The organism is Parafrankia elaeagni, assembly GCF_000374165.1.
Classification (GTDB): domain Bacteria; phylum Actinomycetota; class Actinomycetes; order Frankiales; family Frankiaceae; genus Parafrankia; species Parafrankia elaeagni.
This window is the reverse complement of sequence record NZ_KB893772.1, coordinates 167,178-188,069: the sequence shown is the minus strand read 5'-3', so window position 1 is coordinate 188,069 and position 20,892 is coordinate 167,178. Positions and strand designations below refer to the sequence as shown.

Here is a 20,892-nt window from a genome sequence, read left to right as displayed (position 1 = left end):
GAGAGAACCAGGTTCTCCAGCCTGTCAGCGTTCTCCAGTCCGTCAGTCCCTGCCTGGCGCCCGCTCAGGCCGCGGCTCGACGCCGGAGAGGAACAGCTCGACCGCGTGCTCGATGTGACGCTGCTCGACATCGGTGCCGCGCCGCAGGTCGAACACGGCGAGGATGGACGGAAAACCCGCGACCATCGCGAGGAACTGCTCGGCGGCGAGCTCTGGGTCATCCACGACGATGGTGCCGGCCCGCGCGTGCCGATCGAGGAGTTCGACGACCGAACGCAGCCGCGGCGACCAGGCCATCGAGTGAGCCGCCCGCGCGAACTCGGGGAAGCGGCGCGCCTCGCTCATGGCCATCCGGATCAGCTGCGCGATCGCGGGATCCACGGCCCGGGCGACCGCCGCCTGGGCGATCATCATGAGCTCGCCACGGAGGTCGCCCTCGGGCGCCGCCACGAGTGGCGGATCCCATTGCAGCGACGACATCGCCCAGGGAAGAATCTTCGTGAACAGTGCGCGCTTGTCTGGATACTTCGCGTAGAGAGTGCGCTTGGTGATGTTCGCGGCGCGGGCGATCTCCTCCATGGAGGCGGCTTCGAAGCCGCGGTCGCAGAAGACCTCGAAGGCGGCCCGGCGCAGCCGTTGTTCGAGTTCGGCCGACCCGGTCCGGGTCGGTCGGCCGGCCCGCGCGGGTTGCGTCATGGTCCTCGATTCTCGCACCGGCTGAATCCGCCCGTGCCGGAGCCCGCACACCGGCGCGCGGGCAGCCTGAATCCTCTTCTAAGCATTGACCAAAAGTAAACATCGCAGTATACTTCCGGCGTTCCGCGCGACTGTCGCATCGGTATGCAGTGCACATCACGTTGACCGTCCCCGAAGGGATTGCCATGGCCGAGAGCCCTGAGGAGAAAGTGGCCGTGGTCACCGGCTCGGCATCCGGTATCGGGCTGGGAATCGCGCAGCGCCTCGCTCTCGACGGCATCGCGGTCGGTCTTTTCGATCTCGATGCGGCCGCGGCCGAGTCGGCCGCCGCGAAGATCCGCGGCGATGGCGGTGCGGCGATCGCGGTCGGTGTCGATGTGGCCTCCCGTGACCAGATCGACACGGGCCTTCGGCGGGTGCGCGAGACCTTCGGCCCGATCACGGTTCTGGTCAACAACGCCGGGAAGGAGGGCTTCCGCCGGTTCCTCGACATCTCGCCCGAGTCGTGGAACGAGCTGCTCGCCATCAACCTCACCGGTACGTTCCACTGCTGTCAGCTCGTGCTTCCCGACATGATCGAGGCGGGCTGGGGGCGGATCGTGAACATCTCGTCGTCCAGCACGCACAGCGGGCAGCCGTACATGGCGCACTACGTCTCCTCCAAGTCCGGTATGGTCGGCCTGACCAAGTCGCTGGCACTCGAGTTCGGCCCCGCCGGGATCACCGTCAACACCATTCCGCCGGGCTTCATCGACACCCCGATGACCCGTCGCAACGAGGGCAAGGGGCGGTTCGGCCCCGGCGGCATCGACGAGGCGATCTCCCGGACCCCGGTCGGGCGCGCGGGCCGGCCGGAGGACATCGCCGCCGCCTGCTCGTTCCTCGTCTCCGACGAGGCCGGCTACGTGACGGGCCAGATCATCGGCGTGAACGGCGGCCGCAACACCTGACCGGCCCGGCCGCGCAGGCGGCACCCGGCGTGGCATCCCGACCAGCGCACGAATGGAGTCACGGTGATGTCTGAGCAGCGCCCGCCACGAGCGGCTGACCCGGCGGTGACCAGCGCGGTCGGCTTCATCGGTCTCGGCAGCATGGGCAGTGTCCTCGCCCGCAACCTGGTCGAGGCCGGTCACGTGGTCGTCTGCCACGACCTCGCCGGAGCTGACCGCGCACCGGCCGGTGCCAGCTTCGCGGCCTCGGTGGGCGCTGTCGCCGCCGCGAGTGCCACGGTCGTCCTGAGCCTTCCGGACGGCCTCGCGTCAGCACAGGTGGTCGGCGAGATCGTCGGCACCGTCGCGCGGACGGCCCTGACGGTCGTGGAGACCTCGACGATCGGCGTCGTCCACGCGCGAAACAACGCGGCACTCCTCGAGACCGCCGGCATGAGCCTCGTCGACGCACCGGTCTCCGGCGGGGTCGCAGGCGCCCGGGCCAGGACTCTCACGGTGATGTACTCAGGCGACGAGGCCAGCTGCGCCCGGGCCGTGCCGGTGCTGGCGGGCCTTTCCGACCGCCGTATCCAGGTCGGTGACCGGCCCGGCCTGGCCCAGGCGATGAAGCTCGCGAACAACTACCTCTCCGCCACCGCGCTCGCCGCGACGAGCGAGGCGATCGCCTTCGGAACGGCGGCGGGTCTGTCGATGACAACGATGCTCGACGTGCTGAACACCTCCAGTGGGCAGAACTCCGCGACCAGCGACAAGTTCCCCAACCACGTTCTGACCGGCCGCTACGCCGCAGGCTTCGCCAACAGCCTGATGGCCAAGGACGTCGGGCTCTATCTCGACGAGGTCGCCGCCGCGGGCGGACCCGACGAGGTCGGACGCCCCGTGGCGGCCCTGTGGCGGAGGTTCGCCGACCAGCGGCCGGGAGCCGACTTCACCGCGATCTACCCGTTCGTCGCCCCTGAGGACGCGGCCTCCGACTGACCGCCGAGGAAGGCTTCGTCGGCGGAGTTCGTCAGCGGCAGGGCCGGTCAGCGGCGGAGCCAGCTGTGCATGGTCCGGAGAAAGGCGCCGGGGTACTCGTCGGGGAGACCGGTGAGGCGGTCCAGCTCGGCCAGGATCTCCTCGGGAACCGCGATGGTCAGGGCGGCGAGATTGTCCTCGAGCTGGGCCATGGTGCGGGCCCCGATGATGGTGGCGGTGACCGGGCGGGTGCGCTGCCAGGCGAGGGAGAGCTGCGCCGGGGTGCAGCCGAGTTCGGCGGCGGCTTTCACCACGGCGGCGGCGATGGCGAAGCCGCGGTCGTTCCTGACCAGCGCGTCGAGTTCGACCTCACGCTGGCCGAGCCGGGTGCCTTCCGGTTTTGCTCCGGCCGAGATCTTGCCCGTGAGCATGCCGGCCGCGAGCGGACTCCACGCGATGAGACCCAGGCCCTCCTCCTCGAGGAGGGCCAGGTGCTCACGCTCCAGGGTGCGCACGATCAGGTTGTACTGGCCCTGCAGCGATACGAAACGTTCCTCGCCGCGGGCGTCACTGGTGGCGAGTGCCTTCATGAGCCGGTAGGCCTGGAAGTTGGACGCGCCGATGTAGCGGACCTTGCCCTCGCGAACCAGATCGTCGAGGGTGTCGAGGGTTTCGGTGATCGGGGTGGTCGGGTCGTCGAAGTGGATCTGGTAGAGATCGAGGTAGTCGGTCTGCAGCCGGCGCAGGCTGTTCTCGCAGGTCCTGCGAAGGTGAAGGCGGCCGGTGCCCTTGTCGTGCGGCCCGCGGCCGACGGGAAGGCCGGCCTTGGTCGCGACGACCACGCGGTGGCGGCGCCCCTTCAGGGCTCGGCCGATGATGTCCTCGGAGCTGCCGTAGGCATCCGCAGTGTCGAGGAAGTTACCGCCCGCGTCGAGATAACGGTGCACCAGCGCGATCGAGGTCTCCTCGATCTCTCTCGATCCGGCGCAGAGCGCGCTGGCCGCCTACCGGTCGGGCACGTTCTTCTGGCACATCGACGGCGCCAACGACCTCGTCCCGCAGAAGGCGACCCTGCTGACCGCGCTGGAGGTCGCGACCGAGGGCGGCGATACCGAGTTCGCCAACCTCTACGCGGCCTACGAAGGGCTGTCCGACGAGGAGAAGGCGCGGTACGCCGAACTTCGTGTGGTGCACAGCTTTGCCGCGACGCAACGACTGGCGCACCCCGACGCCTCGCCGAGGATGCGGGCATCGTGGGACAAGGTCCCGTCCCGGGAGCATCCACTGGTGTGGACCCGCGGCAATGGCCGCAGGTCGCTGCTGGTCGGTGCCACCGCGGAACGGGTCGTCGGCCTGTCGGAGGCCGAGAGCCGAGAGCTGCTCGACCGCCTGCTCGTCTGGGCGACCCAGCCCCGCTTCTCGCTGCGGCACCACTGGCACCACGGCGACCTGGTCATCTGGGACAACACCGGCATCCTGCACCGGGCCCAGCCCTACACGGCCGAGTCCCACCGCCTGATGCACCGCACCACCCTGGTCGGCGAGGAGGCAGTGGCCTGAGTCCGCCTCTGCGGCCCCCTGTTCCGTCCTCCTCGTCACCGACAGCGCTGGTATCCCGGAGGGAAAACCGGCCGCTCACTGCGAACGGGCGCTGGCCAGTCGAATGTTCTGGTTCCAGGCGTTGCTTCTGCCTTTGTGGTCCGTCTTACAGACGGTGTCGTAGCAACGCCAGAACCAGATGCCGTTGCTGCGGCGCCTGACTTCTATACTTGTGCCGCCGCACCTGCCACACGGGGGTGGCCGCGCAAAATCCTCGGCGTTCAGATGCGCCAGCAGTTTGCGAGCGAAGTGCGCGCCACTCATCGTCAGCATCACTTCCCGAGTCCAGCTCTGCGAGAGCGCGTTGAGACTGCCGAGCATCACGGTCCGTTCGTCGATCACCACGACCTTCTGGTGCATCACGTTGATCGGAACAACCGTGTGCACCACGGCTCGCAGATCCGCGATGAGATCCTGACTCACTTCGGTGCGCTGCACCTGGTCGGAGTTGTCACGGATGAAGACCGTAACCCGGACTCCACGCCGTGCGGCGTCCTCCAGGAGGGGAAGGATGCCGCGGATACGTTTCGCGACCCACGGTGCCCACAGCCACAACGAGGCGCGGGCGCCGCGGATCTGGTCCTCGAAGGTGGTGAAGAAGGCATGCTCGTCGTCGACGTCCGTGACCTCCACATGCCGGCTGAGCACGTCGGCAAGGGTGGAACCGAACTGACCGAGGGCAGCGGGGACTCCGCTCGGCGGGGTGATCAGCTGCTTCGCCTGGAGGCGCCGTACGCCAGCCGTGCCGATCATCGCGGCCAGGTACGCGAAGGCTGTCCCGCGCTTCGCCTCGGTAATACGTTCCTCACTGCCGATGATGTAGAGACGAGTCTGGACTCGGGTGACTGCGACGTTGAAGAGCCGGGCGCCCTCACGTTCCCATTCGTCCGTTCCCATTCGAGCTCGGGCCATCCACAGCTCGCGGCTGCCCGCGCCCTCCACCGTGTCGAAGATGACGATGGGGAACTCCCGCCCCTGGAAGCGGTGAGTCGTACCGACCTCGGCCAGCGGGCGGCCGGTCACCTCGACATCTCGGAGGGCCTCGAGGGTGGCTTCGGCCTGCACACCGTATGGAGTGACGACACCTGTCTCCTCACCTCCCTCGTGGTGCAGCTCGACCAGCGCGCGGGAGATCAGCGAGCCCGCTGCCCACCATCCCTTTCTGCGGCCTGTGAGGTGGACGTGTGCAAGTTCGTGCAGGCCGTCGGTGTCGATGAGGACGATCTCCGGGTCATCGGCCGGTCGTGGCGCCGGAGCCCGACGTCCGTGCTGGAGCGATCCGCCGTAGGCCAGTTCGTTGGCGAGCCGCATGACCGTCGGGCCGAACCGATGCTGTTCGACCAAAGACACGCAGCCCGGATGCCGTCTCGCATCCTCCGGGTCACGGATCGCGCAGTGCTGGAAGATGTCTGGCAGCAGCCACCGTTCGACGTCTGGCCTCTTGAGATCCTTGAGCGCAGGCGGGATGACCGGCCCGAGCTGCATGAAGTCGCCGAGTAGCACTGCGGCGCGGCCAGCCTTCGCGGTGGCGAGCAGAACCTCGGGCAGTGTCGCCGCTCCTGCTTCGTCGACGAGCACGACATCGTAGGGGCCCTCGAAGACAGCCTTGTTGGTCCGGAACCTGGCGAGAGTGGTCGCGACGAGTCTGGCGGAGCCGATGATCTCTTTCTGGGCGTTGCGGACAAGTCGCTCGTGCTCCTCCTGAACCTGTTCGAACTGCTTCTCGAGTTCGGGCCGCCGTCGGGCGTCCGTGGCAGCTTGTGGCTGCAGGCGTTCGATCTCGGCGTGGCAGCTCGGCCAGCCCCGCCGCTCGGCATGTGTGGTCAGGGCGTGCGCATCCCGGGCTCGCCGCGCCTCCTGTTCGCGTTCGTCTGCCTCACGCCGCAGGCGACGGACCTGGTGCTCGGCGCTCTGGTGGGCCGCCTGCGCCGCGCGGAGTTCCGCGTGGCGTGTGCCGATCTGTTCGCGGGTTTGTGGGATGCGAGCGATGAGACCGCGTACCTGTTGCTCGAGAGCGCTGTGGCGGGTTTGCGCGGTGACGCGAGCGCTTGCGGCATCATCTTTGTCTCGGCTGGCCTGCTCTTCGGCCTCACGCAGGTCCTGCACGAGTTGTTCCCTGCGATCCTTCGCGCGCCATCGGGCGATGCCGCGCTGGTTCTCGAGTTCCTCCAGTGCGGTTCGGAGTCGATGACAGCGGTCGGTGCTCAGTAGCACCGCGGCGTCTCTCCTGCCGGCCGCGTCCAGCAATTGGGACTGCTCCAAGCGCAGTTCGTCGACCTCGTCCCACTGCCGGCGCGAGGATTCCACGGCCGTGACGCCCCGACGAGCCTTGACCAGAACTTCTTCAGCCCGCACCAGCGTCTGTATCGCGGCGACCAGCAGGGAACCCGCGTCATCCGACCGGGTGTTGGCGGAGGCGACGTCGAACCCGGGGGTGCGCAGCAGCTTCAGCGCCGCGAAGTAGGCCGGGGGGTCGAAGCCGACAGCCCTTGCACCCAGCGCGGCGAGTTCCACGGCACGGTCGCGTATCGCCACCAGTTCACGTTCGATTCTGTTGCTGCGCCCGGTGGTCTCGGTGAGGCGTTCCCGCACGATGAGCGGGAGAGAAACCGTGGGGTCGTCGGCGATCTCCTTCAGCTGCGGTGGTCCGACCCGAACGATGTCGCCGGAAGCGTGCCGGTTCTGCCTGACCACGCCCAGCAAGGCGTTGTCCACGGCGATGTTGGTGGCGGAGACCAGCAGCACCCGGTCACCCCTGCTGATGAGATCACAGATGGCACGGCTGAGGACGGTCGTCTTGCCGGTGCCCGGCGGTCCCCACACCAGCCGCACACCCGTGCCGAGACATGCTCGGTAGGCGTCCCCCTGCGCCGGGTGGAAACCCGCCGGAGCAGACACCGGTGAAGCCTCGCCACCGATCGATCCGGCGGCCAGCGCGGACGCCAGAGCCGCCTCGCCCAGCCCCTGAAGCCCGTCGCGCAGAGCCTCGACAAGGAACGTCGGCGGTTGCTTCAACATCCAGAGGTACGGGTCGCTGATGTCGGCGAACTCGGCGACCTTCAGCGTGAGCAGCGAGCCGTTCTGCGTGACCTCGGAAACGGCGAACCCGGTCGTTCGTAGGGAGTCAGGTTCAGGGCCGGCGAGCTTCAGCGCGTCGAGCTGGTCGGGTCCGATATCGGAGCCGCGTAGGTCCAGCGCGTAGGTACCGGGCCCGCCGGTGCGGGCCGCCCTGCCAAGGCGGCGCCAGCGCGCGGGCTTTCCCGCGCCTCCCTCGGCCGTAATCCATTCGCCGAGGGCTGCGACGATCTCTTCACGCCACCCCACCCGCCGCCGCCTCCCACATGGAAACCGACCACCAGAGCATACTGAGATGACGCCCGTTTCTCCCGGACACCCGTTCCGCACTGTAGCAGTGTCGACAGCATGCCTCACGGGTTATGGTCACGCTCGGACCGTTGTTGTACGGCCCTAAAGGGCAGCACTGAGAACGGAACTGCCCTCGTGATCCAGCCGTAGTGCGATCTGCCACCATCTGCCTTGGCCGCCGTCTCGCCGAGCGGGATGGTATCCATCGCGGTCCTGCGAAATGCGAAACCGGCGTCGACGAACCCGGACCACTGTTCCGCCCGGCCGTGGCCACAGCGCGAGCTGTCCCCGCATACCGGGGCAGCGATCTCGCGCGGTGCATCCTGCGTTCAGGTGGTGGTCCGGCCGAGGAAGTCTGCAGGGTGAGGCCCGTCAGGCGGGGTCAGTGGGTCGCGCGGAACGCGGTGTCGAGGTCGGTGAGGATGTCCTCGACGCCCTCGAGGCCCACGGAGAGCCGGATCAGGTCGGCGGGGACGCCGCTGGCGGCCCGTTCGGCCTCGGTGAGCTGGGCGTGGGTCGTCGACGCGGGGTGGATCGCGAGCGAGCGGACGTCCCCGATGTTCGCCAGGTGGCTGTGCAGGCGCAGCGCCTCGATGAAGGCCGGGCCGCGGCGCTCGCCGTCGCGCAGCCCGAAGGCGACCACCGCGCCCGCCCCCCGTGGCAGGTACCGTGCCGCGGCGTCCCGCCAGGGGCTGTCGGGCAGGCCGGGGTAGGCGACGCGGGTGACCTCCTCGTGGCCCCGCAGCCAGGTCGCGACGCGCAGCGCATTGGCGCAGTGCCGCTCCATCCGTAGCGACAGTGTCTCCAGGCCTTGCAGCAGCAGGAACGCGTTCATCGGCGACAGCGCCGGGCCCAGGTCACGCAGCAGCCGCGCGCGGGCGCGCAGGATGTACGCGGTCTCCGGGAACACGTCGAGGAACACCAGGCCGTCGTAGGACGGGTCGGGCTGGGTGAAGCGGGGGTAGCGGCCGTTGCCCCAGTCGAACCGGCCGCCGTCGACGATCACACCGCCGATGGACGTCCCGTGCCCGCCGATGAACTTCGTGGCCGAGTGCACGACGATGTCGGCCCCGTGCTCCAGCGGGCGGGTGAGGTAGGGCGAGGGGAGCGTGTTGTCGACGACGAGCGGGATGCCGGCGTCGTGGCCGACCGCGGCGATCCCGGCGATGTCCAGGACGTTGCCGCGCGGGTTGCCGATCGTCTCCCCGTAGAACGCGGCGGTGTTCGGGCGCACCGCCGCCCGCCAGGCGTCCAGGTCGTCGGGGTCGTCGACGAACGTCGTCTCGATGCCGAGGTCGGCGAAGGTGTGGCGGAACAGGGCGTAGGTGCCGCCGTACAGCGAGGCGGACGAGACGAGGTGGTCGCCGGCCGAGGCGATGTTGAGCAGGGCCAGGGTCTGCGCGGCCTGCCCGCTGGCGGTCGCGAGCGCGGCGACGCCGCCTTCCAGGTCGGCGATGCGCTGTTCGAGTGCGTCCTGGGTCGGGTTCACGACCCGGGTGTAGGTGAAGCCGGTCTCGGTCAGGGCGAACAGGCCGGCGGCCTGCTCGGCGTCGGCGAAGACGAACGAGGCGCTCTGGTAGATCGGGACGGCGCGCGCCCCGGTCGTCGGATCGGGCTGCGTGCCGGCGTGGATCTGGCGGGTTTCGAACGACCATGTCGAGACCGCGGGCCCGCGCTGCGCGGGCGTGACACCCGCGGTACCCGGGAGCGCGGCGGGCTGCCCGGCGGGCTGCCCGGCGGGTGGCACGGGGGGCGGTTCGGCGGCCCGGCCGGGCGGATACGCGGCCCGGTCGGTCGGGTGCGAGGCCCGGTGCGCCGACGGGTTCGCGCCGGGCGGCCGGGTGGGCGTGGTCGCGGCATCGGTCTGCTCGCTCACCGGGCGGATCCGGCGGGCGGTGCCAGGTCGGCCGCGAGGTCGGAACAGTACCGGCGAGCGACCGCGGGATGGCTGCGCAGCCAGCTTTTCAGCGTGTTCGTCCCGTGCTGCGCGAAGATCGGGTTGTCGGGGTCGGGTGGCTCCTCGCTGGCGGGGAGCTGGGCGCGGAGGTCGGCGGGCAGAGGCACGGGTTCGAGGGTCGCTGACAGACCCGGCCCGTAGAAGAACGCCACGGACACGCGTTCGTGGCCTTTCGGTGGGCTCACCACCCGGTGCACGGTCGCCTGGTAGTAGCGCTGGGTGGCCAACTCGAACATCTCGCCGATGTTCACCACGAACGCGCCCGCGAGTGGCACCGCGTCGATCCAGCCACCGCGCCCGTCAGCGACTGACCGCACCGCCGGCCGCACTGCCGGCCCGGCCAGCCGCGGGCACGGCGGGTCACCGGGAGCGGGAACCCGTACGGGCCGCTCGTCGTCGTCCCCGGTCTGGCCCGCTGCCCGGTGTGACGGCCCGTTCGGAGGGGTCCGGGCGTGTATGCGCGCGATTCCGTTCCGTGCGGGGCATCCTTCTTGCGGCCACGGCCTGACCGGCTGCCGCCCGTGTGAGCACCATCCCGTACCAGCACCATCCCGTACCAGCAACGTCTCGTGCCGGCAGTGTCTCGTGCCGGCAGTGTCCGAGGGGAGCCCCGCCATGACCGAGCCGACCTGGTCGTTCGAGACGCAGCAGATCCACGCGGGTGCGCAGCCCGATCCGACGACCGGGGCGCGCGCCGTCCCGATCTACCAGACGACGAGCTTCGTCTTCCGCGACACCGACCACGCGGCGGCGCTCTTCGCGCTGGGGGAACCCGGCAACATCTACACCCGGATCATGAACCCGACGCAGGACGTCTTCGAGCAGCGTGTCGCCGCCCTCGAAGGCGGGGCCGGGGCGCTCGCGACGGCGTCCGGGCAGGCGGCGGAGACGCTGGCGATCCTGAACCTGGCCGAGGCCGGGGACCACATCGTCAGCTCGGCGAACCTGTACGGCGGCACGTACAACCTGTTCCACTACACCCTGCCCAAGCTGGGGGTGCGGGTGTCGTTCATCGACAGTCCCGACGACCTGGACGCCTGGCGGGCGGCGGTGCGCCCGGAGACCCGGGCGTTCTACGGCGAGACGATCGGCAACCCGCGTCTGGACGTTCTCGACACCGCGGGGATCGCCGGGGTGGCCCACGAGGCCGGCGTGCCGCTGATCGTCGACAACACCCTGGCCACCCCGTACCTGTACCGCCCGTTCGAGCACGGCGCCGACATCGTCGTCCACTCGGCGACCAAGTTCATCGGCGGGCACGGCACGTCCATCGGCGGGGTCATCGTCGACGGCGGCCGGTTCGACTACGGCGCCAGCGGGCGGTTCGCGAACTTCACCACCCCCGATCCGAGCTACCACGGCCTGGTCTACTGGGATGCGCTCGGCCACGGCAGCTACATCGCCAAGGCGCGGGTGCAGCTCCTGCGTGACCTCGGGCCGGCCATGGCGCCGCTGAACTCGTTCCTCTTCCTGCAGGGTCTGGAGACCCTGTCGCTGCGGATGGAGCGGCACAGCGCCAACGCGCTGCGGGTCGCCGAATGGCTGGCGGCCCGGGACGAGGTGAGCTGGGTCGCCTACCCGAAGCTGCCGAGCTCGCCCTGGTACGAACGAGCGGAGCAGGTGCTCCCGCGGGGTGCCGGGGCCGTGCTGGCGTTCGGCATCTCCGGTGGCGCGGCGGCGGGCCGCCGGTTCGTCGAGGGGCTGGAGCTGTTCAGCCACCTCGCGAACATCGGGGACGTCCGCTCGCTGGTCATCCATCCGGCGACGACCACCCACTCGCAGCTCACCGACGCCGAGCAGGCGGCGACCGGGGTGACCGCGGACCTGATCCGGCTGTCGGTGGGCATCGAGCACATCGACGACATCCTCGCCGACCTCGACGCCGGGTTCCGCGCCGCGAAGGCCGGATGACCGCGCAGCCCGGGCACCGCCCGCTCGTCATCCCGCCGGAGCTACCTGCGCCCGCGTGTGCAACGCCCGCGCCCGGGCCGCCCGCGCCCGCAGCCGCAGGGCCGCCGGCCTCCGCCGCGTGGCGGGTCGGTGACCCGGTCGGGCTGCGGCGGTTCACCACCCCGGCCCGCCCGCTGGCGCTGGAACGAGGCGGCTCGCTGCCCGGCCTGACGATCGCCTACGAGACGTGGGGGCGTCTCGCCGCGGACCGGTCGAACGCCGTGCTGGTGCTGCACGCGCTCACCGGGGACAGTCACGTCCATGGCCCGGCCGGGCCGGGCCATCCCACCGCGGGCTGGTGGGATGCCCTGATCGGCCCGGGCGCTCCGCTGGACAGCGAGCGGTTCTTCGTCGTCTGCCCGAATGTCCTCGGGGGCTGCCAGGGGACCACCGGACCGGCCTCGCCGGCCCCCGACGGGCGGCCCTGGGGCAGCCGGTGGCCGGAGATCACCGTCGGTGACCAGGTGCGGGCCGAGGCGCTGCTCGCCGACACGCTGGGCATCACCCGCTGGGCGGCGGTCGTCGGCGGCTCGATGGGCGGTATGCGGGCGCTGGAGTGGGCGGTGGCGCTGCCCGAGCGGGTGGCCAGGGCGGTTGTGCTGTCGTGCGGCGCGGCGGCGACCGCCGAGCAGATCGCGCTTTACACGACCCAGCTCGCGGTGATCCGCGCCGACCCGCACTGGCTGGGCGGGGACTACCACCACCGGCCGGCTGGTGGCGGCCCGCACACCGGTCTGGCGCTCGCCCGCCAGATGGGCCAGGTCAGCTACCGCAGCGAGGCCGAGTTCGCCCACCGGTTCGGCAACACCGTGCAGGGCGACGGCCGCTACGCGGCCGCGTCCTACGTGGAGCACCAGGGGGCGAAACTGGTCAGCCGCTTCGACGCCGGCACCTACGTCACGCTCACCACGGCGATGATGAGCCAGGACGTCGGCCGCGGCCGCGGCGGGATCCCGGCAGCCCTGCGCGGCTGCCGGGCCCCGGTCACGATCGCCGGCATCGACAGCGACCGGCTCTACCCGCCGCGGCTGCAGGCCGAACTCGCCCGGCACCTGGGCACCGAGGCGCACCTGGTGTCGTCCGAGTTCGGCCACGACGGCTTCCTGCTGGAGACGGCGGCGGTCGGCCAGGTCGTGCGCGCCGCCCTCGCCGACGCCGGCAGCTGAAGCGGCCAGCCCGGGACGGTCAGGCGGAGGAGGTGGCAGAGGCGGAGGAGGAGGCGGCGGAAGCGGTGGCGCGCAGCGCGTCGGCGCGGTCCGTGCGCTCCCAGGTGAACTCGGGCAGCGAACGGCCGAAGTGGCCGTAGGCGGCCGTCCGCCGGTAGACGGGGCGCAGCAGGTCCAGGTCCCGGATGATCGCGGCGGGGCGGAGGTCGAACACCTCGTCCACGGCCCGCTCGATCCGCTCCACCGGTACCTGCTCGGTACCGAACGTCTCCACGAACAACCCGACCGGCTCCGCCTTCCCGATCGCGTAGGCGACCTGCAGCTCGGCGCGGCGGGCCAGGCCCGCGGCGACGACGTTCTTGGCCACCCAGCGCAGCGCGTAGGCCGCCGAGCGGTCGACCTTGGACGGGTCCTTGCCGGAGAAGGCACCACCGCCGTGCCGGGCGTACCCGCCGTACGTGTCGATGATGATCTTACGGCCGGTGAGGCCGGCGTCACCCTGCGGGCCGCCGATCTCGAACCGGCCCGTCGGGTTCACGAGCAGCCGGTAGCCGTCGACCTCGAGGCCCAGGCTCTCCTCGGCGAGCCGCTTGAGCTCCGGTTCGACGACCTGGGCGCGGATGTCCGGGATCAGCTGGCTCTCGAGGTCGACTCCGGCGGCGTGGTGGGCGGAGACGACCACGGTGTCGAGCCGCGCCGGCCGGTCGCCGTCGTACTCGATGGTGACCTGGGTCTTGCCGTCCGGGCGCAGGTAGGGCAGCACCCCGTCGTGGCGGACCCGGGCGAGCCGCTCGGCGAGCCGGTGCGCCAGCGTGATCGGCAGTGGCAGCAGGTCCGGGGTCTCGTCGGTCGCGTAGCCGAACATGATCCCCTGGTCGCCCGCGCCCTGCCGGCCGAGCGCGTCGTCGGCGGCCGTCCCGCCGGCGGCCGTCCCGCCGGCGGCGGACCGCCGTGCCTCGTAGGCGTGGTCGACACCCTGGGCGATGTCGGGGGACTGCGCGCCGATCGACACCAGGACACCGACGGTCGCCCCGTCGAAGCCGGTCGCCGCGTTGTAGCCGATCTCGGTCAGCGTGCGGCGCACGACCGCGGTGACGTCGATGAGCGCCGCGGAGGTGACCTCGCCGGCGACGTGCACGTGGCCGGTGGTCAGCAGCGTCTCGACCGCGACCCGGGAGGTCGGGTCGGCGCTCAGGTAGGCGTCCAGGAGGGCGTCGCTGATCTGGTCGGCCAGCTTGTCCGGGTGGCCTTCGGTGACGGATTCGGAGGTGAACAGCCGACGGGGCATCATGACCTGCTTTCTGTTTCTCGGCGGCGCGGGCGGGGCCGGAGCGGAGCCGTTGCCCGCGGACCGGGGACGAAGCCGCGGAACGGCGGCACCGGCGCACTGGCGCGACCGGTGGAAGGGGCTGGACGCCGCGGAACCGGCGCAGGACGTCGCGGGGCCGGTACGGGGCATCGCGGGGGCGGGCACAGGGGGCAGCGCAACCGCGGCACGGAACAGGGCTGCGGACAGCCGGCTCGCGCATGTGAGGAGGCACGCTACCCGGCCGGAACCCGACGGGGCGGCCGCGACCCGCGGTGCGGCTGCCCGACGTGTGCTCCCCGGCCGGCCGACAGCCGGGTGTACGTGGAATGATCGTCACACGGAGCGGCGGCCCCGGCGCGTGCGGCGGCCCCGGCCGCCCGGACAGCGGTGCCGGCTGGCTGAGGAAGGGACCCGTGTCGACGAGCTCCGTCCCCCGCTGGTCCCGGTATCGCCTGCTGCTGGCCGCGATCGCCTGCGGCGCGGCGGCAGCGGCGCTCACTGTGGCCGCCGGGTGGCCCTACTGGCGCGGCGAGCCCGCCCTCGCGGCGGTCAACGCCTTCGTGGCCGGCGCGTTCGTCGTCTCCGGGGTCCTGCTCGCCGGCTCCCCGTCGCTGCGCCGGACGGGCTGGATGGCCGTGGCCGCCGGCCTGTGCTGGGCCCTCACCTGGTTGTTGGGCTGGGACGTCGGCCCGCTGCCGGCCCTCGGTCTCCTCGCCAACGCGTTGTTCTTCGTGGCCTTCGGCTGGGGTGTCCTGCTCTACCCGGACGGGATCCCCACCGGCCGCCTGGACTGGTGGGCCGGCGCCCTCACGACCCTTGCCTACGGCCCGCTGGCGGCGCTGTCGATCCTGACCTCCGAGCCGGAGTGGAACGGCTTCGACGCGGGCGCGTCCTGGCCGACGCTGGCGGCCAGCGAGGCGCTGTTCGGCGCGGTCAGCGATGTCTACCTGGTGGTCAACCCGGTGCTGGCGGCCGTGTTCGTGGCGCTGGTCGGGCGGCACTGGGCCCGGCTGTACGGCCTGGAGCGGTCGGTGCTCGCCCCGGCGCTGGTCGCGCTGAGCCTCGTCGTCATCGGCCTGGCGGTGCTCTCGCCGACCCTGGACAACCGGAAACCCGGCCACAACGCCGACAACATCGCAGAGCAGGGCGCCGCACTGGCGGTGCTTCCGTTCGCGCTGGTGCTGTGCGAGCTGTGGCGTGCCGTCACGGTCGCGACCTCCGCGGACCGGATGCTGCGGCCCGGCGGTGGCCCGACCACGGTCACCGCCGTCCGGGACGCGTTACGCCGGGTGCTGCGCGACGACACCGTCGACCTGTACTTCTGGCTGCCGGACGAGAGCCGCTTCGTCGATGTCGACGGGGAGCCCGCCGAGCCCGACGGCGATCCCGGGCCGGCCTGGCGTCAGCCGGTGTCAGCTCCGTCCGGTGAGATGCTGGCCCTTGTCACCGGCCGGTCGGTGCTGCGCCGCGGGCCCGCCGCGTTCACCGGGGCGGCGCTGCGGGCCGCCCGGCTGGCGCTGCAGAACGCCCAGCTGCAGGTGGCCATCCAGGCGCAGGTGGTCGAGACCCGGGCGGCGCAGCGGCGGGTCGAGGAGGCCGAGGCAGCCGAGCGCAACCGGATCGCCCGTGACCTGCACGACGGCGTCCAGCAGCGGCTGCTCGCCCTGGCGATGATGGTCAGTGCCGCCGAATGGTCCGCGGACGACCCGGGGGCGTCGGAGACGGTGTTCGGTGACATCCGCGCCGGCCTGCTCGCCGCGAACGACGAGGTACGCACGATCGCCCGCGGCCTGGACCCCGAGATCCTTCGCAGCCGGGGCCTGGCCGGGGCCGTGCGCGCCGCCGCCGGACGGCTGACGCTGCCGGTGGACGTCGAGATCGCCCTGACCGGCCCCGGCCCCTACGGCGACCTGGCCGAGCGCACGGTCTACTTCGCCGTCTCGGAACTGCTGGCGAACGTCGTCAAGCACGCGGGGGCGGCGTCGGCGCGGGTGCGGCTGTCGGGAGGCGCGCAGTGGCTGGTGGTGGAGGTGCGGGACGACGGGCGCGGTGGCGCCGCCGAGGGAACGTCCGGGGGCCTGTCGGGTCTGCGCGACCGGGCGGAGGCGGCCGGCGGCAGCGTCGACCTCGCCAGCCCGCCGGGAGCCGGGACGACGGTGCGGGTCACCGTCCCGACCGCCGCGGCGCCGTGAACGGCCGGGTGGCGGCCGCGGCTGGAGCGGGTGCCGCGGCCGGCGCGGCGACGCTGGCGGCCGGGTGGCCCTACCTGGGGAGCGCCCCGGCGATCGCGGTGGTGAACGTCCTGATCGCGGGTGGCCTGACCGGCGCCGGCGTGCTGATGCTGCCCGCCGGGCCGCTGCGCGGCTGTGGCCGCCCGCTCGTCGGCGCGGGCCTGGCCTGGCTCGCGACCTGGGCGATGAGCTGGAACACCGGGATCGGGCCGGTGCTCGGGATCGCCGGGAACTGCGTCTTCTACGTCCTGTTCTGCCTGGCGCTGCTGCGCTACCCGCAGGGGCGGCTGGCCGGCCGGGCGGACCGGGTGCTCGTCACCGCGACGGCCGTCGCGCTCGGCCCGGTGATGGCCCTCAGCGTGGTCACCTCCCGGCCGGAGTGGAACGGCTACGCCGCGGACGCCTGGTGGCCCGGCTGGCTCGCGCACCGGTCGGTGTTCGGCGCGCTGAGTGACGGATTCCAGGTGATCATCCCACTGTTGGCGGTCGGCTTCGCGGTCCTGTTGTCCCGGCGGGTCCGCGGCCTGCGCGGCCCGGAGCGGGTGGTGGCCCCGCTCGTCCTGAGCATGGTGGGCGGCGCGATCGTCACCGTCGCGGTGCTCACCCCGCCGATCGAGGTGGACGGCCTGGACGGCGTCATGCGGGGGATCGCCATGCAGAGCATCGTGCTCGCGGTGTTCCCGGTGGTGCTCGTGGTCGCCGCCGCGCGCCGGGCGCTCGGGGTGGTCACCGCGGCCGACCGGGTGCTGCGCCTCACCGACCCCGCCACCGTCCGCAGCGTCCGGGACGCGCTGCGGACCGTGCTGCGTGACCCGACGGTCGAGATCTGGTTCCGGCTGCCCGATCTGCCCGGCTACGTGGACGTCGACGGCCGCCCCGCCGACCTGGACCTCACCGACCTGGACCTGACCGACCGGGACCCCGCCGACCTGGACCTCGCGGAGGTGGGCGGTCGTGGCCTGGCCGCGGCGCCCCGCTGGGCCCGGGAGGTGCGGACCGGAGACGGCGCCGTGCTCGCCGTGGTGACCGGTGACCCGGCCCTCGGCACGGACAACGCCTACACCGAGGCCGCCCTGCGGGCCGGGCAGCTGGCGCTGGAGAACGCCCAGCTCCAGGCCGCCGCCCGGGCCCGACTGGTCGAGGTGCACGCGGCCCACCGGCAGGTTGCCGGCGCGCAGGCCGCCCAGCGCCGCCGGATGGCCGCCGACCTGCACGACGGCATGCAGCGGCGGCTGATGGAGCTCGTGCTGGTCGCGGCCGACGCCCAGGCCCGGCCCGCCGACCCGGCCGGCACCCGGACAGTGCTCCGCCAGCTGCACGAGGGACTGCTCGCCGCCAACCAGGAGGTCCGTGACCTGGGTCGCGGCCTCGGCCCCGGGGAGGCGGCGGCCGGCCCGCCACGCACCCCCGGGCCGGGATGACCACCGCCGCCTGACCCGGTTGTCCGCCGTCAGGCCGTGATGACCGGTGTCAGCCGGCGTGGACCGGGATCCCGTCACCCTGCGGCACGTCGTCCCGGCCGGCCTTGACGAGCACGATCACGGCGATCAGAGCCAGTGCGATCAGCGCCGCGCTCCACAGGAACGAGGTCGTGTACCCCTCGACCGCCGCCTGCGCCTGGGCGGCCGGGCCGGTGCCGTGCGAGGTGAGGTAGTCGGTCACGGCCGTGGCGTAGACGGTGTTGAGCAGTGCCACCCCGAGCGACCCGCCGACCTGCTGGGTGGTGTTGACCAGGGCGCTGGCCACACCCGCGTCGTGCTCGGCGACCCCCAGCAGCGACACGCTGGACATCGGGACGAACGCCAAGCCCATCCCGAAGCTGATCAGGAGCTCCGCCGGCAGCACCAGGGCGACGTAGCTGGAGTCGACGCCGATCTGGCTGAGCAGCAGCAGGCCGGCCACGGCGAGCACGCTGCCGCCGATCATCAGTGCCTTGGGGCCGACCCGGGGAAGGAACTGGCTGGCCAGACCAGCCGAGACGATGATGCCCACGCTGAACGGCAGGAAGGCGAAGCCGCTGCGCAGCGCGCTGTACCCCAGCGTCGACTGGAAGTAGAACGTGAGGAACAGGAACATCGCGAAGAGCCCGCCGCCGATGAGCAGCGATGCCAGGAAGGACCCGCCTCGGTTGCGCTCCAGGGGGACGCGCATCGGCAGCAGCGGGGCCTTCGTGCGGGTCTCGATGACGACGAACGCGGCGAGCAGCACTGCCGACCCGACGAGCAGGCCGATCGTGGTGGCGGAACCCCAGCCGTCCTCGGCGGCGACGGTGAAGCCGTAGACCAGCGCGACCAGGCCGGCGGTGACGGTCACCGCGCCCGGGATGTCATAGCTCGCCTTGCCCTCGGCCTTGCTCTCCCGGACGATCGGCAGCGCCGCGACCGCCGCGACCAGCGCGATCGGGATGTTCACCAGCAGGCACCACCGCCAGGACGCGTACTCGGTGAGCAGGCCGCCGACGACGAGGCCGATGGCCGCGCCACCGCCGGAGATCCCGCCGTAGACGCCGAACGCCCGGGCCCGCTCCTTGCCCTCGGTGAAGGTCACGGTGATCAGCGAGAGTGCCGCCGGCGCCAACAGCGCCGCGCAGGCACCCTGCAGCGCCCGGGCTGCGAACAGGAGCTCGGCGTTCGGGGCGGCGCCGCCGAGCGCGGAGGCCCCGGCGAAACCGATGAGCCCCCAGATGAAGATCCGCTTGCGGCCGAGGAAGTCCGCGATGCGGCCGCCGAGGAGCAGCAGGCCGCCGAAGGCGAGCGTGTAGGCGGTCATGACCCACTGCCGGTCGGCGGTGGAGATGCCCAGGTCAGCCTGGGCGTGGGGGAGTGCAATGGTCACGATCGACGCGTCGAGGACGACCATCAGCTGAGCGATGGCGATGATGCCCAGCGCGAGCCAGCGCCGGGGGTCGACCTGCGGGCTCGTCCCCGGTGACCCGTCCGAGGCGACTGACTGCCCGTCGCCGACGGTGTCGGTGGATGCGGTCACGGAAAGATCTCCTGGTGTCCGGTGGTTGCGGTCTGTCGGAGTGGCCACTACGGGGCGGCCGCCGTTGGTTCGACACGAGATAGTACGAGGGCTGATAGTACTGCATCAAACTAATTTCTCGCGCGAGAGGACGATGATCAAATACACTCGTGCCGTGGACGGCGCCTGGAACGCGTGTATCGACGGGCATGCTCCGGACCAGATCGACGATGTGGTCGAACACTGGCAGCGCGAGCGCCCCGACCTCGACATCAGTGCCCTCGGGATGTTCGCGCGGATGAAGGTGTTCGTCACCGCGCTCGGCTCGAAAGGCGACCCCCTCGAGCAGTACGGACTCACCTCCGGCGACTTCGAGGTGCTCGCCGCGCTCCGTGCGGTCGGTCCGCCGTGTGTGCTGATCCCGTCCCAGCTGTCCGAGAAGCTGATGATGTCGCGGGCCGGCATCACCAACCGGCTCGACAGGCTGGAGGACGCCGGGCTGGTCGAGCGCCGGCTGGACCCGGCCGACCGGCGCAGCTTCCGGGTGGGGCTCACCGAGCAGGGGCGGGTCATCATCGACGCCGCGTTCACCGAGCAGGTGACGCGTTTCGCCCGGTTGGCCGACCACCTCACACCGGAACAGCGCCAGCATCTGGACGACGCCCTGCGCACCCTGCTGGGTGCCCTCTGACCGGCGCCGGCCCGGGCGATCGAGGCCCCGGGAACGACCGGGCACGAGGCCGGGCAAACGACCGGGCACCAGGCCGGGTACCAGAGGCGACCGAGCCGCCGTGGCGGCGGGACAGGAGCGGGCCGGCATGAAGGTGGCTTTCATCGGTCTCGGCACCATGGGCTTCCCCATGGCGGGGCATCTCGCCGCGGCCGGCTTCACCACCGTCGTCCACAACCGCACGGCGGCGACCGCCGACCGGTGGCTGGCGCGCCACTCCGGCACCGCCGCCCCCACCCCCGCCGCGGCCGCGGCCGGCGCGGACGTCGTCTGCGTCTGCGTCGGTGCCGACGCGGACGTCCGCGAGGTGCTCACCGGCCCGGCGGGCGCGCTCGGCGCGCTGCGCCCCGGGGCCACCGTCGTCGACCACTCCACCACCTCCGCCGAGCTCGCCGTCCAGATCGCGGGCCAGGCGGCGCGGGCCGGCGTCGGGTTCGTCGACGCCCCGGTCTCCGGCGGCCAGGCCGGTGCGCAGGCCGGCCGGCTCAGCATCATGTGCGGTGCCGACCCGCGGACGCTCGAGACGGTCCGCCCGGTCCTGGCCGCCTACGGCAGCACGATCACCCGGATCGGGCCGGTCGGCAGCGGCCAGCTGACCAAGATGGTCAACCAGATCCTCGTCGCCGCCGCCATCGCGGGCGCCGCCGAGGCCCTCAACTTCGCCGCCGAGGCCGGCCTCGACACCGATCTCGTGCTGGCCGCCGTCGGCGGCGGTGCGGCCAGCAGCTGGTACCTGAACAACCGCGGCCACACCATGGTCCGTGACGAGTTCGACTTCGGCTTCGCCGTCGACTGGATGCGCAAGGACCTGCGCATCTGCCTGGCCGAGGCGGCCCGCCGAGGCATCCCGCTCCCGTTCGCCGCCCGCGCCGAGGCCGACTACGCCGCGGCGCAGGAACGTGGTGACGGCGGCCTCGACGCGACCGCCGTCATCCGCCTGCGCCGCTCCGAGACGCAGGCGCCGCACCTCGACGCTGGCTGACACAGGCGCCGATCGGTGCCGGCGGGCCGGAGACA

The 20,892-nt window shown here is 71.9% G+C and carries 15 protein-coding genes and 1 pseudogene; 9 read left to right on the top strand and 7 right to left on the bottom strand.

Annotated elements, in window-relative coordinates:
- Positions 1-42: 42 nt before the first annotated feature.
- Positions 43-696 carry a TetR/AcrR family transcriptional regulator gene (locus B207_RS36125; RefSeq protein WP_018640137.1) on the bottom strand — a complete coding sequence of 218 codons (654 nt, stop codon included), beginning with the start codon at positions 694-696 and terminating at the stop codon, positions 43-45.
- A gap of 185 nt (positions 697-881) precedes the next feature.
- On the opposite strand from B207_RS36125, the gene B207_RS0128645 reads away from it, so the two are divergent.
- Together B207_RS0128645 and B207_RS0128640 are read left to right on the top strand one after the other, a co-directional pair.
- On the top strand, positions 882-1,646 hold the full coding sequence (locus B207_RS0128645) for an SDR family NAD(P)-dependent oxidoreductase (RefSeq protein WP_026311546.1): 765 nt from the start codon (positions 882-884) through the stop codon (positions 1,644-1,646).
- A gap of 66 nt (positions 1,647-1,712) precedes the next feature.
- Positions 1,713-2,624 (top strand): NAD(P)-dependent oxidoreductase, encoded by a 912-nt coding sequence (locus B207_RS0128640; RefSeq protein WP_154675678.1) that lies wholly within the window; start codon positions 1,713-1,715, stop codon positions 2,622-2,624.
- Between the two features lie 47 nt (positions 2,625-2,671).
- Here the strand turns inward: B207_RS0128640 and B207_RS36120 are convergent, their stop codons facing one another.
- Complete coding sequence (locus tag B207_RS36120; RefSeq protein WP_018640134.1) at positions 2,672-3,550, bottom strand: aldo/keto reductase; 879 nt, start codon at positions 3,548-3,550, stop codon at positions 2,672-2,674.
- Between the two features lie 10 nt (positions 3,551-3,560).
- Here B207_RS36120 and B207_RS36115 point away from each other — a divergent pair.
- A pseudogene (locus B207_RS36115) lies at positions 3,561-4,163 on the top strand (TauD/TfdA dioxygenase family protein); the annotation flags it as partial.
- A 75-nt stretch (positions 4,164-4,238) separates the two neighbouring features.
- Here the strand turns inward: B207_RS36115 and B207_RS0128625 are convergent.
- The 3 genes from B207_RS0128625 to B207_RS0128615 all read right to left on the bottom strand — a co-directional run bounded on the left by B207_RS0128625 (position 4,239) and on the right by B207_RS0128615 (position 9,842).
- Positions 4,239-7,526 (bottom strand): AAA domain-containing protein, encoded by a 3,288-nt coding sequence (locus B207_RS0128625; protein WP_018640132.1) that lies wholly within the window; start codon positions 7,524-7,526, stop codon positions 4,239-4,241.
- Between the two features lie 424 nt (positions 7,527-7,950).
- Positions 7,951-9,201 carry an O-acetylhomoserine aminocarboxypropyltransferase/cysteine synthase family protein gene (locus B207_RS36110; RefSeq protein ID WP_035742767.1) on the bottom strand — a complete coding sequence of 417 codons (1,251 nt, stop codon included), beginning with the start codon at positions 9,199-9,201 and terminating at the stop codon, positions 7,951-7,953.
- A 239-nt stretch (positions 9,202-9,440) separates the two neighbouring features.
- Positions 9,441-9,842 carry a 2OG-Fe(II) oxygenase family protein gene (locus tag B207_RS0128615; protein ID WP_230205287.1) on the bottom strand — a complete coding sequence of 134 codons (402 nt, stop codon included), beginning with the start codon at positions 9,840-9,842 and terminating at the stop codon, positions 9,441-9,443.
- A 298-nt stretch (positions 9,843-10,140) separates the two neighbouring features.
- Here B207_RS0128615 and B207_RS0128610 point away from each other — a divergent pair, with 298 nt between their 5' ends.
- Positions 10,141-11,436, top strand: coding sequence for a bifunctional o-acetylhomoserine/o-acetylserine sulfhydrylase (locus tag B207_RS0128610; RefSeq protein ID WP_018640129.1), 1,296 nt, complete (start codon positions 10,141-10,143; stop codon positions 11,434-11,436).
- Entirely contained in the window at positions 11,433-12,641 is a 1,209-nt protein-coding gene (metX, locus tag B207_RS0128605) for a homoserine O-acetyltransferase MetX (RefSeq protein ID WP_018640128.1), read from the top strand. The genes B207_RS0128610 and metX overlap by 4 nt, the downstream gene beginning before the upstream one ends.
- Positions 12,642-12,660: 19 nt before the next feature.
- On the opposite strand, the gene metK is transcribed toward metX, so the two are convergent.
- Positions 12,661-13,929 (bottom strand): methionine adenosyltransferase, encoded by a 1,269-nt coding sequence (gene metK, locus B207_RS0128600; protein WP_035742761.1) that lies wholly within the window; start codon positions 13,927-13,929, stop codon positions 12,661-12,663.
- Positions 13,930-14,363: 434 nt separating this feature from the next.
- Between metK and B207_RS0128595 the strand changes: the two genes are divergently transcribed.
- Both B207_RS0128595 and B207_RS0128590 read left to right on the top strand, forming a co-directional pair.
- On the top strand, positions 14,364-16,142 hold the full coding sequence (locus B207_RS0128595; protein WP_035742759.1) for a sensor histidine kinase: 1,779 nt from the start codon (positions 14,364-14,366) through the stop codon (positions 16,140-16,142).
- A gap of 8 nt (positions 16,143-16,150) precedes the next feature.
- Positions 16,151-17,602 (top strand): sensor histidine kinase, encoded by a 1,452-nt coding sequence (locus B207_RS0128590; protein WP_230205286.1) that lies wholly within the window; start codon positions 16,151-16,153, stop codon positions 17,600-17,602.
- Positions 17,603-17,651: 49 nt separating this feature from the next.
- Here the strand turns inward: B207_RS0128590 and B207_RS0128585 are convergent, their stop codons facing one another.
- Positions 17,652-19,166 carry an MFS transporter gene (locus B207_RS0128585; RefSeq protein WP_018640124.1) on the bottom strand — a complete coding sequence of 505 codons (1,515 nt, stop codon included), beginning with the start codon at positions 19,164-19,166 and terminating at the stop codon, positions 17,652-17,654.
- Between the two features lie 133 nt (positions 19,167-19,299).
- On the opposite strand from B207_RS0128585, the gene B207_RS0128580 reads away from it, so the two are divergent.
- The gene (locus tag B207_RS0128580; RefSeq protein WP_195905372.1) at positions 19,300-19,836 is read left to right on the top strand and encodes a MarR family winged helix-turn-helix transcriptional regulator; all 537 of its coding nucleotides are present in this window, start codon (positions 19,300-19,302) and stop codon (positions 19,834-19,836) included.
- 127 nt (positions 19,837-19,963) lie between these two features.
- Positions 19,964-20,857, top strand: coding sequence for an NAD(P)-dependent oxidoreductase (locus tag B207_RS0128575; RefSeq protein WP_018640122.1), 894 nt, complete (start codon positions 19,964-19,966; stop codon positions 20,855-20,857).
- Positions 20,858-20,892 lie beyond the last annotated feature (35 nt).

Coding starts and splice junctions, on each gene's coding strand:
- metX (WP_018640128.1), top strand. CDS start 11,433: ATGACCGCGCAGCCCGGGCACCGCCCGCTCGTCATCCCGCCGGAGCTA.
- B207_RS0128645 (WP_026311546.1), top strand. CDS start 882: ATGGCCGAGAGCCCTGAGGAGAAAGTGGCCGTGGTCACCGGCTCGGCA.
- B207_RS0128575 (WP_018640122.1), top strand. CDS start 19,964: ATGAAGGTGGCTTTCATCGGTCTCGGCACCATGGGCTTCCCCATGGCG.
- metK (WP_035742761.1), bottom strand. CDS start 13,929: ATGCCCCGTCGGCTGTTCACCTCCGAATCCGTCACCGAAGGCCACCCG.
- B207_RS36125 (WP_018640137.1), bottom strand. CDS start 696: ATGACGCAACCCGCGCGGGCCGGCCGACCGACCCGGACCGGGTCGGCC.
- B207_RS0128610 (WP_018640129.1), top strand. CDS start 10,141: ATGACCGAGCCGACCTGGTCGTTCGAGACGCAGCAGATCCACGCGGGT.
- B207_RS0128580 (WP_195905372.1), top strand. CDS start 19,300: ATGATCAAATACACTCGTGCCGTGGACGGCGCCTGGAACGCGTGTATC.
- B207_RS0128640 (WP_154675678.1), top strand. CDS start 1,713: ATGTCTGAGCAGCGCCCGCCACGAGCGGCTGACCCGGCGGTGACCAGC.